A 14,277-nucleotide genomic window follows, 5' to 3' on the forward strand; every position below is an offset into this window, starting at 1 on the left:
CAACGTCCTGGCCTCCTACATCTAGCGAGCGCGCAGCAGCCGCTCGAACTCCTTGGGACCGTGTGCGGGTTCGGCGAGCCGCCCGGCCGCGATGTCGTCGAACAGCGTGTCCACGGTCTCGGCCGCGCAGGCACGGTTGGCCCCGATTCCGCCGTGTGCCCCGCGTTTGGCCCAGCCGACCACGTAGGTCCCCGGTGCGGGCACCCGGCCGCGCTCGTTCGGGATGACCCCGCTCGCCGCGTCGAAGGGAACCCCGGGTACGGCGACCCCGCGGCATCCGATGGAGCGGACGAACAGGCCCGCCGGAACATCCTCCCCGTCCACCCGGACCGCGCGGACCCCGTGTTCGCCGAGCACCGCGCCCGGGGTGGAACCGAAGCGCAGCACCAGCCGCTTGCCTTCCGGGGGCGGGAAACCCAGATCGACCGGGCCGCTCGGCAGCCCGTGCAGCAGTGCGGCCTTCGAGTCCGGATCCGCCGCCGTGGGTTCGCCGCGCACGTCCACGTGCACCGTGACTCCGCGAAGTTCGCGCATGGCAAGGAATTCCGGGCGGGTGTAGGCGGCGTGCTCCGGTCCGCGCCGCCCGAGCAGCACGACCTCGCGGACCTTGCTCGCCCGCAGCGCGGCCAGCGCGTGCCCGGCGATCGGGGTGTCCGCGAGTCCATCGGGATCGCTGAGCAGGATCCGCGCGATGTCCAGTGCCACATTGCCGTTGCCCACGATCACCGCGCGCTCGCCCGCCAGGTCCACCGCGTCCACCGGGACCTCGGGGGAACCATTGTACCAGCGCACCACCGTGGTCGCGGGCAGGCTGCCGGGAAGCGACTCGCCGGGAATGCCGAGGTCCCTGCTCGCCTCGGCGCCCACCGCGTAGATCACCGCGTGATGGTGCGCGGCCAGTTCGGCGTGGCTGAGGTTGCCGCCGATCTCGACACCGAGCCGTACCCGGACCCGGGGATGCCGGAACGCGCCGGCGAAGGTGTCCCCGATCTGTTTGGTGGCCGGATGATCCGGGGCCACCCCGAACCGGACGAGCCCGCCCGCGAGCGGGGCGCGGTCCAGCACGGTGATCTCGGCGTCGGTGGAGCGCAGCAGCGACTGCACGGTGTATCCGGCCGCGGGTCCGGTGCCCACCACAGCGACCCGTGGAGCCGAGGCCGCCGAGGGCAGCGAACGCGGGAACCGGGGCGCTCCCCACACCGTTCCCGGTGAACCGCCCCCGAAGTGCGCGCGGTTGAGCTCGGAGTACACCTGCTCGGGACCGGAGAGCAGATCGGCGGGGCGCACCGCGTCCACCGGGCAGGCGTCCGCGCAGGCGCCACAGTCGATGCAGGTCTCCGGGTCGATGTAGAGCATCTCGGTGGTGCCGAAATCCGGCTCGTCCGGGGTGGGGTGGATGCAGTTGACCGGGCACACCGCGACGCAGGAGGCGTCGTTGCAGCAGGTCTGCGTGATCGCGTAGGCCATGACCGGGTCAGATCATGTGCACGCGGCGATAGATGGCCACCGCGGGACGGGTGAGCAGCCCCGCCTCGTCCAGGAACTCCATCAGCCCCGCGCAGGCGGTGCGCATCATCGAGCGGCGGTGCGGGTTGTTCGCCGCGGCCTCGACCGCGCGCCGGGTGTCCAGGCCCGCGGCACGGTACACGCCGTAATTGACGAGACTGCGCACGATCACCGAGGCACCGAGCGCGATCAGGGCCGCGCTGGCCCGGCGGCGCAGCGGGCTGATTCCCTCCATGTGCTCGCGGATCTCCTGGCGGGCGAACTTCATGTGCCGGGATTCCTCGACCACGTGGATCTTCGAGCTGGTGCGCACGATGTCCAGCACGTTCTCCCCGCGCATCCAGTCCCGCTGCATCACGTCCAGTACTTCCTCGGCGACCAGGGTGCCGCCGTAGGCGACCTCCCCGCCCGCGACGGATTTGAAGATGCGGGCGGCCTCCACGACGTCCTTGCGCGGGAAGTAGGCGGGGACATCGAGCTTCGCGCAGGTGCGGGCGAACATGATCGAGTGCCGGCACTCGTCGGCGATCTCGGTCAGCGCGAACTGGAACTCCGCGTTCGCCGGATTGTGCACGTACTGATCGCGCAGGATCATCTGCTGCAGGATCATCTCGAACCAGATGCCGGTGCTCATGATCGAGCACACCTCATGCCTGGTGAGCGTGACCCGCTGTGCCTCGGTCATCTCGTCCCAGAGCGGGGTTCCGTACAGCGTGCTCCACTCCGGATTGAGCCCGTAGCCGTCCTCGGGAAGCGGGGCCTCCCAGTCGATCTCGGTCATCGGGTCGTAGGACAGCGTCGCCGAGGATTCGAGCAGCCGGCGCGAGACGTCGTCGTCCGCCGCGCTGTGTTCCGTGGTCCGTGTCGCACCGGTCATTGTCCGAACCTCCATTTACCCCGGACTTTCGGTAACAGGGACAGACTGTACCCCATAACTGCCTGCGAAGAACAGCCGTACACTCCCAGGGGTGACCGTTTCTTCCGAGCGTGCCCGTGACCAGGTCGACGGCCGCGCCGCGCGCTGGGCCGGTCAGCGGGAACGGCGCCGCGCCGAGTTCGTGGACGCCGCGGTGCGGGCGATCGCCGAACACGGTCCGGATGTCTCGGTGGAGCGGATCGCGGAGGAGGCCGGGGTCGGGCGCACCCGGCTGTACAAGTACTTCGCGGATGCCGCGGACCTCGCCGCCGCGGTGGCCCGGCGCGCGATCGAGATGCTGAACACCGAGCTCGCGCCCGCGCTGAGCCCGCGCAGCAGTCCGGCCGAGATGATCCGCTCCGCGATCGAGGCGCACATCGGCTGGCTGGTGGAGCACGAGCCGCTGTACCGCTACCTGAGCATGCACTCGCTGTCCGCGCGACCGGACGGCACCGATGCGATCACCGATGCCAAGACCGCGATCGCCGGGCAGCTGGCTGCCCTGTTCGAGTACTACCTGCCCCGGTTCGGGGCCGATACCAAGGTGGCGGAGCCGGTGGCCTTCGGCGTGGTCGGGCTCGTCGAATCGAGCACCGCGCGCTGGCTGACCAACCCGGGTGAACTGACCCGAGAGGAACTGGCGGGCCTGCTCAACGGGCTGGTGTGGCGGATGATCGACGACACGCTGCGCACGGTCGGTGTGCGGCTGGATCCGGACCGGCCGCTGGCCGAGGCCGGTCCGGAGAGTGGCCCTGCCTAAGCGGTGGTCCGCGCCGCGGCGGTCCTTCTCCCGGGGAGCCGGATCAGCAGGAGCAGACTGGCGACCGCGGCGAGCCCTGCGAAGCACTCCACCGCGCCGAGCAGGCCGAGTGCCGTGCTGAGCAGGCCGACGCCGACCGTGGGCAGGCCGACGCCGAGGTATACCACCACGTAGAACGCGGAGAACACCTCGGCCCGGTGCGGCAGCGGGGTTTCCGCGGTGATGGCGCGCAGCGCACCGAGGAAGATCAGCCCGTGCCCGATCCCGGCGACCACGGCGGCGAGGCACAGCAGGGTGAGCCAGCCACCGTTCCCGGCGAGGAGCAGTGCCCCGAGCCCGGCCGCGAGCAGTGGCAGCCCGGCCCGTTCCGGGCGGACGGCGCGCAGCCGGGTTCCGGACAACTGTGCCAACGCCGAACCGGCGGGCAGCAGGGCGACCGTGGCTCCGGTGAGCAGCAGGTCGGTGCTGCCGGAAAGCGAGCCGAGGTAGGCGGGCACGAGGCTGAGGAACAGTCCGAGCACCGCGAAGGCGAGAAAAACCGCGGCGGCATGGGAGAAGAACACCGCGCGCACCGGCCCGGGCAAGCGGGGAAGCGCGGGGCGCAGTCGTGCGCCGGTACCGGTCGAGGGCAGGGTGTGTGCCACGAAGGCCGCGGGGATCAGCAGGACGAGCTCGGCGAGGAACGGCAGCAGGTGCGGTAGCGGAGTGTATTGCGCGAGCGCTCCGGACAGCAGCGGGCCGAGGCCGAGCCCGCCGACCGAGGCCGCCGTCGCGACCAGGGAGGCCGTTCGCTGGTTGCCGCGTGGTTCGGACTCGCCGATGGCCGCGGTCAGTGCCCCGGAGGCGGCACCGATCGCGAGACCCTGCAGGATCCGGGCGGCGAACAACCAGCCGGTGTTCTCCGCGAAGGCGAAGGCCAGCGTGCCGAGCGCGGCCAGTCCGATCGCGGGGAGCACGACGCGGCGCGGGCCGAGTGCGTCGGCGAGTGACCCGGCGAGCAGCAGCGTAGGGATCAGCGCCGTGACGTAGACGGCGAAGATCAGCGTGGTGGTCAGCGGCGGGTAGCCGAATGCCGACTGGTAGCCGCGGTAGAGCGGGGTCGCGAGATTGGTCCCGGTCAACAGGATGAGCAGCGTATAGGCATTGCCGAGGAAGCGTGCCCTCGAACCCGTTCTCATGTTCACGATTTCCGAACATAGCACATGTTCGGAAATCATGAACATGTTTTGCTAGACTGCGGGTATGGCCAGTCGTACCGCGACCGAACTCGTGCACCCGGAGCGAGCGGAGATCCGCTTCACCGAAGTCATGGCGGCGCTCAGCGATCCGGTGCGGCTGACGATCGTCGCCCGGCTGGCGGAGGCCGGTCCGGAGGGGGAACTGGCCTGCAGTACTTTCGCGCTTCCGGTGAGCAAATCGACGCAGAGCGGGCACTTCCGGACCCTGCGCGAGGCGGGGGTCATCGAGCAACGCGACGAGGGGACCCGGCGGCTGAACCGGCTGCGGCGGGCCGATCTGGAGCAGCGCTTCCCCGGACTGCTCGATCTCGCCGTCGGGCAGGCAGGCGGTTAACCGGCCGGGCTCAGCCGCATGGCCAGTTTGAGCGCGGTGTCCCGCGGCGCGGTGTGCCTGCGCACCTCGGCCATCCTGGCCACCAGTCCGGCCGCGCGGGCGAGGCGCTGGGTCGGTCCCCGCCGCCGCGCGTCATAGGCGGCGAGCGCATCGGCGATCCGGGCGCGCCCGAGCAGTTCCCCGGCGAGCGTCACGCCGTCGATCAGGGCCTCGCAGCCGCCCCGGCCCAGCGTCGGGCTCATCGCGTGCGCGGCGTCCCCGAGCAGCACGGCGTTCCCGCGCACGTAGCTCGGCAGCGGGGGAGCGAGGGTGTAGAGCCCGTGCCGGAGTACGGAGCCCTCGTCGAGCTCGTCCAGTACCGCACGGATTCCGTCGTGCCAGCCGCCGAACCGGGCGCGCAGGGCCGCGGGTTCCCCGTCCGGGCAGCGATCGGTCTCCAGGGCCGGTGCGCTCGCGTACCAGTTGGTGCGCCCGCCGTCCTGGGGAGTGGTGCCGAACAAGCAGCCCTCGCTCCAGGTCTCGGTCATGGCCGTGGTCGCCCGGTCCGCGCTGCCGCGCCAGACGGTGGAACCCGTGTAGCGGGCCCGGAATCGCGCGCCGAACAGCGTGGACCGCACGGTGCTGCGCAACCCGTCCGCCCCGATGAGCACCTCGGCCGCGGGCAGGTCCCGCGCGGACACCGCCGAGCCGAGGTGCAGCACATCGGATGGCAGCGCCTCGGTGAGCAGGCCGAGCAGTGCGGGGCGGGACACGAACCGCAGTGGTTCACCGGTCTTGCGCTCGATGGCCGCGAGGTCGACCGGGGCGATCCGGCTGCCGTCCGCGCGCAGGTATTCGCCCCGGACCGCGGTTACCCCGAGTGCCCGCGCGCGCTCGCCGAGCCCGAGGGTGTCCAGTGCCGCCATCGCGGCGGGCCAGAGGGTCAGTGCGGTGCCGTTGACCGAAAGATTCGGCTCCCGCTCGTGCACCGCCACCCGCCAGCCGTGCGCCCGCAGGTGGATCGCGGCGGTAAGGCCGGCGACGCCCGCGCCGATGATCGTCGCGTGCCTGCTCATGACGCGACACTACTATGTTTGTAGTATCCCCGCTATCCGGTCAGGCGCACCGGGAGCGCGGCGAGTCGCCAGGTGCCGCCATCGCAGTTGCGTTTCGGCTCGGCGGCGAACCTGAGGTCCGGGTACCGCTTCAGGAGGGTGCCGAGCGCGATCTCGGTCTGCGCCCTGGCGATCGAGGCGCCGAGACAGAAGTGCGGGCCGTGCCCGAAACCGAGGTGCCCGGTCGTGCTCCTGGTGATGTCCAGCCGGTCCGGTTCGGCGAACACCCGTGGATCCCGGTTGGCCGAACCGAGCGCGGCGATGACCGGTTCCCCCTTGCGGACGGTGTGGCCGTGCAGTTCGACGTCCGCACCGGCATAGCGGGGGACCGCGAGCAGATTCGGCCCGCACCAGCGCAGGAACTCCTCGACCGCAGAGGGGATCAGGCCGTGGTCGGCCCGCAGTGCGGCGAGCTGGTCCGGATGGCGCAGCAGCGCCTCGACCGCGTTGGCGATGAGGTTCACCGGGGTCTGGCCGGCCAGCAGCAGGTGCCAGATCAGCGTGACGACCTCGGTATCGGTGAGCCGGTCGCCGTCCTCGGTCGCGGCGCGCACGAGATCGGAGACCAGGTCGGTTCCCGGTTCCCTCCTGCGCCCGGCCACCTCCTGTTTGGCGGCCTCCACGAACTCCGGGACCGCTGCCCCGAACGCCGAGCCCACGCCGGACACGATCGTCGCGCCGAACTCGTGCCAGCGCGGCCGCTCGGGTTCCCGGATCCCGACGATCGCGCAGATCACCTCCATCGGCAGCGGTTTGGTGAACCGCTCGAGCAGATCGACCGGCTCGTCCTCGGGCAGCGCGTCGAGCAGGCTGTCCACGATCCCGGCGATCTCGGCACGGAATCCGGCGATCCGGCGCGGCGCGAAGGCCGGGGTGAGCAGCCTGCGCAGCCGGAGGTGTTCCGGTCCGTCCATCTCCGACATGGTGTGCAGATAGCCGAGGTATTCCTCGGGGACGCCCTGCGGGGTCTGGAAGCTGCCCGGGGTGATCGCGAACCGCGGGTCGCCGAGCATCGCCCGCGCGTCGGCGTGCCTGGTCAGGGTCCAGATGGTGCCGAGCCCGGGGAGGGCGAGGCGGATCAGCGGGGCCTGTTCGCGTGCCTCGGCGTAGAAGGCGAACGGGTCCTCGAGCGCCGCCGGGGTCGTCGGGTCGAGCTCCGGTGCGGTGGTCATGAAAGCGCCCTCCAGTTCAGATGATGAATTCAGATGATCATATCATCTACAGCGGTGGGTTATCGTGACGCGATGGCCGCGTTGACACGGGTGGAGCTACAGGAACGCAATCGGGCGAAGGTGCTCGCCGCGGCCCGGGAAATCCTGGTGGAGCGGGGTTTCCGGGAGGCCAAGATCGACCACATCGCCGAGCGCGCCGGGCTGACCAGGGGCGCGGTCTACTCCAACTTCCCCGGTAAGCGGGCGCTGTATTTCGGGGTGCTCGCCGAGGAGGCCGAGCGCGGTGCGGGCCAGGATCTCGGTGGACCGGGGGAGGGCGCGCGGGACTCGATCGGGCTGCTCGCCAGGGCCTGGGTCAGCAAGCTGCTGCTGGCCAACGTGGAACAGGGCGAGGCCCGCCTGGATGTGGAACTGCTCTCCGAGGTGCTGGTGGACGAGCAGACGAGGCGCCCGTTCGCGCAGCTGATGAAGCTGAACGCGATCCTGCTCGGGCTCGCGCTCGAACGCGGCGGCGCGGCCGGGCGGATGGTGCGTCAGGCGGAGAACATCCTGACGATGCTGCACGGGGCGAGTCAGCTGGCCGCCGCGGCGCCCGGATTCCTCGAGCCGTTCAACACCGTGCGCGCCTGCGAGGAGCTCGCTGGACTCGACCTCGGGGACACCTGGAACCCCGCGCCGATCATGCCGCAGGCGCAGCCGGTGGACGAGCCGTGGCCGGTCACCGAGATCGCCGATGCGGTGCGGGCCGAGACCGTGCGGCTGGGCGGGAACGGGGTGCTCGCGGTGCTCGGCCTGCACCGCCTCAACGGCATCGAGGACGCGGTGCGCGCCGCTCCGGAGGGCGCCGAGGTCACCGCGGTGCTCGTGACCGGGGAACCCAAGGAGCTCGGCCCGCTCGCCCGGCTGGTGCTCGCCCAGCTGTGCGGCTACCTGCGGATCGCCTTCCCGGACCACGCCCTGCCCGCGGTCCGGGTGGTGCACGATGAACGGGGCACGCTCGCGGCCGCCGTCGGGGTGCCCGCGGTCAGCGACGGAACCGAGGTCGCGGTGCGGATCAGCGGCGGGCGGATCGTGGCGCGCGCCGATGGGCTCGGCGCCTGCCGCTCCGCCGCCATCGCCGAGGAACCGTAACGGCCGGAGTGGCGGTGCCGGTAGCGGAACCTCAGGCGCCCCCTCGCTCCGGAACCCCCTCCTCATGTATGCCGATACACCACGTCGGCGCTGTCCTCGCGAGGGAACGCCGGAGAACCCGCCGCAGGGCCAGTTGCGTGGGCGGGAGAGCGGCTCCGCCGCCAAGAGCAAAGCAGGAACCGTGACGGCCGGAACGGCGGTGCCGGTAGCGGAACCTCAGAACGCCGCGCGCGGGGCGCCCATGCCGGGGTCGATCCGGGCCGGGCCGTCCTTGCCGGGCGTGACCGGGAAATCGAAGATCGCGGTCGGCAGGTACACCGTCGAGCAGGCGTTAGGGATGTCCACGACCCCGGAGTGGCGGCCCTCGATCGGCGCGGCGCCGAGCAGCAGGTAGGCCTGTTCCGGGGTGTAGCCGAAGGTGGTCAGGTAGTCGATCGCGTGCAGGCAGGCCCGCTGGTAGGCCAGGTGCGAGTCGAGGTAGCGCTGTTCGCCGTCGAGAGTGACCGAGGTGCCGGAGAAGGCGAGCCATTCGGAGTACTGCGGTTCGACGTTGCCCGGCATGAAGATCGCGTTCTCGCTGACCCCGTAGGTCTGCATGCCGCCGGGAATGATGTCCACGTGCAGATCGATGAAGCCGCCCATCTCGATCGCCCCGCAGAAGGTGATCTCCCCATCGCCCTGGGAGAAGTGCAGATCGCCGACGGAGAGGTTCGCCCCGTCCACGAAGACCGGGTAGAACACCCGCGAACCACGGGTGAGGTTCTTGATGTCCTGGTTCCCGCCGTTCTCCCGTGGCGGTGCGGTGCGCGCGGCCTCGTTCGCGATCCGGTCGAACTCGGCACCGGCGACCCCGCCGAGCACCGCCTCCGAGGGCTCGGGCGGCAGGGCGAGCGGCGGGACCCGGTCCGGATCGGTCGCGATGAGCGCGGCCTCCCTGGTGTTCCACGCGCTCAGCAGTTCCCTGCTCGGCGCGGTGCCCATCAGGCCGGGGTGGGTGATCCCGGTGAACGAGACGTGCGGGACGTGCCGTGAGGTCGCCGTGTGCCCGGCGAAGTCCCAGACCGCCTTGTACGCGTCCGGGAACTGCTCGGTCAGGAAGCTGCCGCCGTTGCGCGCGGCGAAGATCCCGGTGTAACCCCAGCCCTGCCCGGCGAGCGGGCCGGAGTCCTCCTGCGGGATCGGGCCCAGGTCGAGGATGTCCACGATGAGCAGGTCGCCGGGTTTGGCTCCCTCGACGCCGATCGGGCCGGAGAGGGTGTGCACCGAGTTCAGCGGGGCGTCCCGGATGTCCTCGGCCGAGTCGTCGTTGTGGATGGCGCCGTCGAACCACTCGCGGCAGTGCACCCGGAAGGTGTCGCCCGGCTTGACCCGGACCGCGGCGGGAATGTCCGGATGCCAGCGGTTGTGGCCGAGGATCTCCTGCTCGGTGAACGCCTTGGTGGAGTCGAGGGGAAAGATCACGTCGGGCATCGCGCACCTACTTTCCGGGACGGGGCAACTTGGCGTGCAGGGGATTCCGGCTCACCGGGCGATTCGGTGCCGCGGGCGGCGGGGAGCGGACCACGGCGGGCTCGCTCGCGGTGCTCCCGGTCTGGTCGAGCAGCCGCATCGCGGTCGAGGAGCCCTTGCCGAGCCGGGCGGCGGTGACGAGTTTGCGGGCCGGGAGACCGCACGCGCAGTCGAGGGCCGGGGGTGCCTCGCGCATCGGATAGCTGTGCTCGGAGATCCCGCAGGAGGGGCACCGGTAGTCGTAGATCGGCACGGATTCCTCCTCACCCGCCGATGGGTCGCCCCTATCTAAGCACGGCGGGCCTGCTCGGCGATGGTGCGCCAGGACATCGCGTCCTCTAGTTCGTAGCCGATCTCCAGCAGGCTGCGTTCATCGCCGTCGGCCGCGCTGAACTGCACCCCGATCGGAACCCCTTCCTCGGCGAGGCCCGCGGGCAGCGAAAGCGCGGGTGCGCCGGTCACGTTCGCGAGCGGGGTGAACGCGACATAGCGTTTCAGCCGTTCGATGAGTTCCGCGACCGGCACATCGGGGCGCAGGTGGCCGAGTTCCGGGGTGACATGGCCGAGCACGGGGGAGAGCACGAGGTGGTGGGTGCGGAACATGGCCGCATAGGCGGATTTCGCCCGCGCCAGCCGGTAGAGGGTGCCCGGGGTGCGGTGCGCGCCGCGCTGGTAGATCCGGCGCAGTCCGGTGGTGAGCGGGGTGAGCCGCGCCGGGTCGAACTCCTTGCCGAAACTGTGCTTGCCGAGAGCACTGAGCAGGAAGGCGAGCATGCCCCAGTAGGTGAGGAAGTCGGTGACGAACGGGTCCCCGAACGGCAGCCGGATCGGTTCCACGGTGTGGCCGAGTTTCTCCAGCCGCGCGGCCGTCGCCTCCACCGCGGCCCTGGTCTGTGGGCAGATCTCGGTGTCCACGACCGGATCGAGCACCAGCCCGATGCGGAGTTTGCGTCCCCTCGATTCGCGGATGTGGCCGAGTGGTGGCAGCTTCGGGGACCGCCGGTACCCCTCGGCCGCGGCCAGGAAAGCCGCCGAGTCCCGCACCGTCCTGGTCAGCACGCCGTCCACGACCAGGTTGATCGGCATCTTGGCCAGCTCGCTCGCGACCGTGCGGCCCCGGCTCGGTTTCAGTCCGACGAGCCCGCAGCAGGCCGCCGGGATGCGGATGGAGCCGCCACCGTCGTTGCCGTGCGCGATCGGCACCACCCCGGAGGCGACAAGGGCGGCGGCCCCTCCGGAGGAACCTCCCGCGGAGTAGCCGGTGTTCCACGGATTGCGGGTGGGTTCCTCGTCCACGAACTCCGTGGTCGCGTTCAGGCCGAACTCGGGCAGCCGCGTCTTGCCGAGCACGGTCATGCCGGTGCTGATGAACTGCTTGGCGAAGGCGCCGTAGCCGGGGGAGACCGTGCCGGGGACCGCGGCCGAACCGTGCCTGGTCGGCAGCCCGGGCACGGGCGTGTTGTCCTTGATGAAACTCGGCACTCCGCGCAGTGGTCCCGGTTTCGGCTCGGCGACGTTGGCGTAGTCGGCCTCGGCGATCGCGTGCAGCATGGGGTCCACCCGCCCGGCCCGCTCGGCGGCCTGGTGCGCCGCGTCCTCCGGGGTGAGTTCGCCTGCCCTGATCAGCTCGGCGATCGCGGTCCCGTCCAGCTCGCCGAGCGCGTCTTCACCGAATGCGTGCACGAGTCGTTCGCCCATGCACCGAACCTACTTCCTGCTGCCGACCTTTTTCCAGATGATCACCATGGCGATCAGTACCAGGACGGCGAGCCCGACCACGATCCCCGCCTTGATCAGGTAATCCTGGAACAGGTGCGCCATGATGTTTCCGCCGTCCTCGGCGAGTACCGGGCCCGCGATCATCGCTTGTCGTTCTTGTCGAGGTAGTTGACGACCGCGCGGGCTGCGGTGCCCTTCCAGGCGCCGCGCCCGGTCCGCGCGCTGCGGTCACCGGCCCGGTCGATCACGGTGCGGGCCATCGGTTCCACGTACCGGCGCGCCTGGCCGAGCTTTCCCCTGCGCTTGAGGTAGAGGGCGACGGCGAAGCCGATGATGACCAGTACGGCGACCCCGGCGGCGAGGATGCCGAACCGGATGAGCATGAAGTTCAGGTAGGTTTCCATGCCCGGAAAGCTACGTCCGGGGCCGGGTGGATTCGGACCTCCCGAGGGTGGAGATCAGGGTGGAACTTCGGGGGTGGACTCAGGGCGGTCACCGAGGTGCGGAAGCTCGCGGCCGGGCATCGTGAAGACATGACGACTTATCCGAATTATCCGAACCCCACCTACCGGACCTCGAGGCTGGCCCGCTCGCGCACCGACCGGGTGCTCGGCGGTGTCTGCGGCGGGCTCGCCGAGCGCTACGGCTGGAAATCGGGAACGGTCCGCCTGGTGTTCCTGCTGTCCTGCCTGCTTCCCGGCCCGCAGTTCCTGCTCTACCTCGGGCTCTGGCTGGTCATCCCGCAGCGCCGGTAGCGGTCGCGCGCCGGTAGTCCGCGGTGATCGCGGCCAGTCGTTCGCCACGGTCCGCGCGACCGGCACTGGCCTTCTCCGCGGCGTGCATCTCCCGGTTGGCGAGCACCACCGCGGTGGTCCGCGCCAGCCGCAGCCGCTCGTACTCGCGCAGCCCGGTCACCAGCCCGGAGCCGTCGAGCGCCTCGGCGAGCGCGCGGGCGTCCAGGATGGCCTGGCTCGCTCCGTTCGCCCCGACCGGATACATCAGGTGCGCGGCGTCCCCGAGCAGGCTCACCCGGCCCGCGCCCCAGCCCGGCAGCGGGTCCCGGTCGACCATCGGATACTCCAGGATCGGCCCGCCGCCGATGAACAGCTCGCGCAGGCCGAGCGGGTCCAGCTCCCATCCCTCGAGGTGAGCGAGCAGATCCGGCAGCCGCCCGGCCCGGTTCCAGCTCCGTTCGAGCGGGGTGCCCGGCTCCGCGACGGCCGCCTCGACCACCCAGTTCACCAGTACCCGCCCGGATTCGGCGGCCTTCGCCGAGATCGGGTACGCGACCACGCGGGTCCCGCGCGCATCGCTGATGTGGTGGAAAGAGCGGCCCGTCCCGAAGGAGTCCACTTCGGTGATCCCGCGCCAGAAGTGCGCGCCGTTCCAGCGCAGCGGTGCCGAGCCGGGGTACAGCAGCTCGCGCACCACCGAATGCGCCCCGTCCGCGCCGATGAGCACCCGGCCGGTGTGCCGCACGTGTTCACCGCGCGCCCGGTCGAACACGGTCGCGCGCACCGATTCGCCGTCCTGGCTCACATCCACCAGCTGTGCTCCGGTGCGCACCGCCCGTGGGCCGATCCGCTCGCGCACCTGTTCGAGCAGCAGCGACTGCAGTTCCCCGCGATGTACCGAGTACTGCGGCCATTCGTGGCCCGCGGCCAGTCCGCGCGGTTCGGTGAACAACCGCTCGCCGAGATGATCGAAGTAGACGTGCTCGGCGGTCGGGATCCCGCTGGCCGCAAGGGATTCCCCGAGCCCGAGCTTGTCGAGCGCCGCCACGGCGGCCGGCTGGATGTTCAGCCCGACGCCGAGCGGGCGGACCTCCCGCGCGCTCTCCAGCACCTCGACGCCGAATCCCTTGTCGTGCAAGGCGAGTGCCGCGGCCAGCCCGCCGATTCCCGCGCCCGCGATGAGAATGTTCCGTGTCATACCGCCATGCTCGGCGCGGGAACAGGTAAAAGTCCACCAGCTGGATCGTCTGCGATCTAGAATTACCAGTTATGGAACTGCGCCACCTGCACTATTTCCTCGCGGTCCTCGAGGAGGGCTCGTTCACCAGGGCCGCCGAGCGGGTGCACATCGCACAGCCCGGGGTGAGCGCCCAGATCCGCCAGCTCGAACGGGAACTCGGCGGTCCGCTGTTCGATCGCTCGGCCCGTACGGTGCGGCTGACCGCGCTCGGTTCGGCGTTCCTCCCGCACGCGCGGGCCGCGCTCGCCTCGGTGGACCAGGGCCGGGTCGCGGTCGAGGAACTCACCGGGCTGGTGCGGGGCAGCGTGACCCTCGGCATGGTCAGTACCGCGGCGCACGGATTTCCCGCCGTGCTCGCGGATTTCCACCAGGCGCATCCGGATGTGGACATCACCCTGTCCGAGGCGAGCTCGGCGGAGCTGATCGGCGCGCTGCGTTCCGGAACGCTGGACGGTGCGGTGTTCGGGCTCGGGGCCACCGATCCGGAGGGAATCGGTGTACACCCGCTCGCGGACGAACCGGTGGTGGCCGTCCTCGGACCGGGGGATCCGTTCGCGAACCGCAAGAGCCTGACGCTGCGCGGAATCGCGGACCGGGAGGTGATCAGTCTGGTCCGCGGTTCCGGGGTGCGCGCGGTGTTCGACGAGGGCTGCGCCGCGGCCGGGGTATGGCCGAGGATCGCGTTCGAGTGCAGCGATCCGTGGTTCGCCGTGGAACTCGCCGAACGCGGGCTCGGGATCGCGATCCTGCCGAGGCGGTTCGCCACCACCTACGGTGAGCGGGCGCGCGCCGTCCCGCTCGGCAGACCGGCGATGCGTGCCAGGCTGGTGTTCGCCTGGCGCGCGAACGGTCCGCTGAGCCCGGCGGCGAAGGCGCTGGTCCACCGGGTGCGCACCACGCTGCCCGGTTCAGCGGCTCGGTAGC

At 70.9% G+C, this 14,277-nt stretch carries 16 protein-coding genes; 5 read left to right on the forward strand and 11 right to left on the reverse strand.

The window, feature by feature from the left end; genetic code table 11:
• Window positions 1-21: 21 nt before the first annotated feature.
• Window positions 22-1,467 (reverse strand): 4Fe-4S binding protein, encoded by a 1,446-nt coding sequence (locus tag AD72_RS21130; protein ID WP_031468272.1) that lies wholly within the window; start codon window positions 1,465-1,467, stop codon window positions 22-24.
• 7 nt (window positions 1,468-1,474) lie between these two features.
• A complete protein-coding gene (locus tag AD72_RS21135) occupies window positions 1,475-2,383 on the reverse strand; it encodes an AurF N-oxygenase family protein (protein ID WP_031468273.1) in 909 nt (302 codons plus the stop codon).
• 91 nt (window positions 2,384-2,474) lie between these two features.
• Between AD72_RS21135 and AD72_RS21140 the strand changes: the two genes are divergently transcribed.
• On the forward strand, window positions 2,475-3,182 hold the full coding sequence (locus tag AD72_RS21140; RefSeq protein ID WP_031468274.1) for a TetR/AcrR family transcriptional regulator: 708 nt from the start codon (window positions 2,475-2,477) through the stop codon (window positions 3,180-3,182).
• Here the strand turns inward: AD72_RS21140 and AD72_RS21145 are convergent.
• Window positions 3,179-4,360 (reverse strand): MFS transporter, encoded by a 1,182-nt coding sequence (locus tag AD72_RS21145; protein WP_063890780.1) that lies wholly within the window; start codon window positions 4,358-4,360, stop codon window positions 3,179-3,181. The two genes, AD72_RS21140 and AD72_RS21145, sit on opposite strands and share 4 nt — an antisense overlap.
• A gap of 64 nt (window positions 4,361-4,424) precedes the next feature.
• Between AD72_RS21145 and AD72_RS21150 the strand changes: the two genes are divergently transcribed.
• The gene (locus AD72_RS21150; RefSeq protein WP_031468276.1) at window positions 4,425-4,754 is read left to right on the forward strand and encodes an ArsR/SmtB family transcription factor; all 330 of its coding nucleotides are present in this window, start codon (window positions 4,425-4,427) and stop codon (window positions 4,752-4,754) included.
• Here AD72_RS21150 and AD72_RS21155 read toward each other — a convergent pair.
• Complete coding sequence (locus tag AD72_RS21155; protein ID WP_031468277.1) at window positions 4,751-5,809, reverse strand: FAD-dependent oxidoreductase; 1,059 nt, start codon at window positions 5,807-5,809, stop codon at window positions 4,751-4,753. The genes AD72_RS21150 and AD72_RS21155 overlap by 4 nt on opposite strands.
• 32 nt (window positions 5,810-5,841) lie before the next feature.
• On the reverse strand, window positions 5,842-7,020 hold the full coding sequence (locus AD72_RS21160) for a cytochrome P450 family protein (protein ID WP_031468278.1): 1,179 nt from the start codon (window positions 7,018-7,020) through the stop codon (window positions 5,842-5,844).
• Window positions 7,021-7,092: 72 nt separating this feature from the next.
• Between AD72_RS21160 and AD72_RS21165 the strand changes: the two genes are divergently transcribed.
• Window positions 7,093-8,151 (forward strand): TetR/AcrR family transcriptional regulator, encoded by a 1,059-nt coding sequence (locus tag AD72_RS21165; protein ID WP_031468279.1) that lies wholly within the window; start codon window positions 7,093-7,095, stop codon window positions 8,149-8,151.
• 216 nt (window positions 8,152-8,367) lie between these two features.
• Here the strand turns inward: AD72_RS21165 and fmdA are convergent, their stop codons facing one another.
• The 5 genes from fmdA to AD72_RS21185 are packed head-to-tail and all read right to left on the reverse strand — an operon-like array spanning window position 8,368 to window position 11,783.
• Complete coding sequence (gene fmdA, locus AD72_RS21170) at window positions 8,368-9,621, reverse strand: formamidase (RefSeq protein WP_031468280.1); 1,254 nt, start codon at window positions 9,619-9,621, stop codon at window positions 8,368-8,370.
• Between the two features lie 7 nt (window positions 9,622-9,628).
• Window positions 9,629-9,913 carry an FmdB family zinc ribbon protein gene (locus tag AD72_RS21175; protein WP_031468281.1) on the reverse strand — a complete coding sequence of 95 codons (285 nt, stop codon included), beginning with the start codon at window positions 9,911-9,913 and terminating at the stop codon, window positions 9,629-9,631.
• Window positions 9,914-9,948: 35 nt separating this feature from the next.
• The gene (locus tag AD72_RS21180) at window positions 9,949-11,358 is read right to left on the reverse strand and encodes an amidase (RefSeq protein ID WP_031468282.1); all 1,410 of its coding nucleotides are present in this window, start codon (window positions 11,356-11,358) and stop codon (window positions 9,949-9,951) included.
• A 9-nt stretch (window positions 11,359-11,367) separates the two neighbouring features.
• A complete protein-coding gene (locus AD72_RS36735) occupies window positions 11,368-11,523 on the reverse strand; it encodes a hypothetical protein (RefSeq protein WP_156365309.1) in 156 nt (51 codons plus the stop codon).
• Window positions 11,520-11,783 carry a hypothetical protein gene (locus AD72_RS21185; protein ID WP_037346797.1) on the reverse strand — a complete coding sequence of 88 codons (264 nt, stop codon included), beginning with the start codon at window positions 11,781-11,783 and terminating at the stop codon, window positions 11,520-11,522. The genes AD72_RS36735 and AD72_RS21185 overlap by 4 nt, the downstream gene beginning before the upstream one ends.
• A gap of 129 nt (window positions 11,784-11,912) precedes the next feature.
• Between AD72_RS21185 and AD72_RS21190 the strand changes: the two genes are divergently transcribed.
• Entirely contained in the window at window positions 11,913-12,134 is a 222-nt protein-coding gene (locus AD72_RS21190) for a PspC domain-containing protein (RefSeq protein ID WP_031468283.1), read from the forward strand.
• Here AD72_RS21190 and AD72_RS21195 read toward each other — a convergent pair.
• Window positions 12,115-13,311, reverse strand: coding sequence for an FAD-dependent monooxygenase (locus tag AD72_RS21195; protein ID WP_031468284.1), 1,197 nt, complete (start codon window positions 13,309-13,311; stop codon window positions 12,115-12,117). The two genes, AD72_RS21190 and AD72_RS21195, sit on opposite strands and share 20 nt — an antisense overlap.
• Window positions 13,312-13,382: 71 nt before the next feature.
• Here AD72_RS21195 and AD72_RS21200 point away from each other — a divergent pair, with 71 nt between their 5' ends.
• Window positions 13,383-14,276 carry a LysR family transcriptional regulator gene (locus tag AD72_RS21200; protein ID WP_031468285.1) on the forward strand — a complete coding sequence of 298 codons (894 nt, stop codon included), beginning with the start codon at window positions 13,383-13,385 and terminating at the stop codon, window positions 14,274-14,276.
• The last annotated feature ends 1 nt before the right edge of the window (window position 14,277 follow it).

The organism is Sciscionella sediminilitoris, from assembly GCF_000737195.2.
Taxonomy (GTDB): Bacteria; Actinomycetota; Actinomycetes; order Mycobacteriales; family Pseudonocardiaceae; genus Sciscionella; species Sciscionella sediminilitoris.

What these genes read in the sequence shown, in the direction of transcription:
- AD72_RS21130 (WP_031468272.1), bottom strand. Translation starts at nt 1,467, where the DNA reads ATGGCCTACGCGATCACGCAGACCTGCTGCAACGACGCCTCCTGCGTC.
- AD72_RS21135 (WP_031468273.1), bottom strand. Translation starts at nt 2,383, where the DNA reads ATGACCGGTGCGACACGGACCACGGAACACAGCGCGGCGGACGACGAC.
- AD72_RS21145 (WP_063890780.1), bottom strand. Translation starts at nt 4,360, where the DNA reads ATGAGAACGGGTTCGAGGGCACGCTTCCTCGGCAATGCCTATACGCTG.
- AD72_RS21150 (WP_031468276.1), top strand. Translation starts at nt 4,425, where the DNA reads ATGGCCAGTCGTACCGCGACCGAACTCGTGCACCCGGAGCGAGCGGAG.
- AD72_RS21155 (WP_031468277.1), bottom strand. Translation starts at nt 5,809, where the DNA reads ATGAGCAGGCACGCGACGATCATCGGCGCGGGCGTCGCCGGCCTTACC.
- AD72_RS21160 (WP_031468278.1), bottom strand. Translation starts at nt 7,020, where the DNA reads ATGACCACCGCACCGGAGCTCGACCCGACGACCCCGGCGGCGCTCGAG.
- AD72_RS21165 (WP_031468279.1), top strand. Translation starts at nt 7,093, where the DNA reads ATGGCCGCGTTGACACGGGTGGAGCTACAGGAACGCAATCGGGCGAAG.
- fmdA (WP_031468280.1), bottom strand. Translation starts at nt 9,621, where the DNA reads ATGCCCGACGTGATCTTTCCCCTCGACTCCACCAAGGCGTTCACCGAG.
- AD72_RS21180 (WP_031468282.1), bottom strand. Translation starts at nt 11,358, where the DNA reads ATGGGCGAACGACTCGTGCACGCATTCGGTGAAGACGCGCTCGGCGAG.
- AD72_RS36735 (WP_156365309.1), bottom strand. Translation starts at nt 11,523, where the DNA reads ATGATCGCGGGCCCGGTACTCGCCGAGGACGGCGGAAACATCATGGCG.
- AD72_RS21185 (WP_037346797.1), bottom strand. Translation starts at nt 11,783, where the DNA reads ATGGAAACCTACCTGAACTTCATGCTCATCCGGTTCGGCATCCTCGCC.
- AD72_RS21190 (WP_031468283.1), top strand. Translation starts at nt 11,913, where the DNA reads ATGACGACTTATCCGAATTATCCGAACCCCACCTACCGGACCTCGAGG.
- AD72_RS21195 (WP_031468284.1), bottom strand. Translation starts at nt 13,311, where the DNA reads ATGACACGGAACATTCTCATCGCGGGCGCGGGAATCGGCGGGCTGGCC.
- AD72_RS21200 (WP_031468285.1), top strand. Translation starts at nt 13,383, where the DNA reads ATGGAACTGCGCCACCTGCACTATTTCCTCGCGGTCCTCGAGGAGGGC.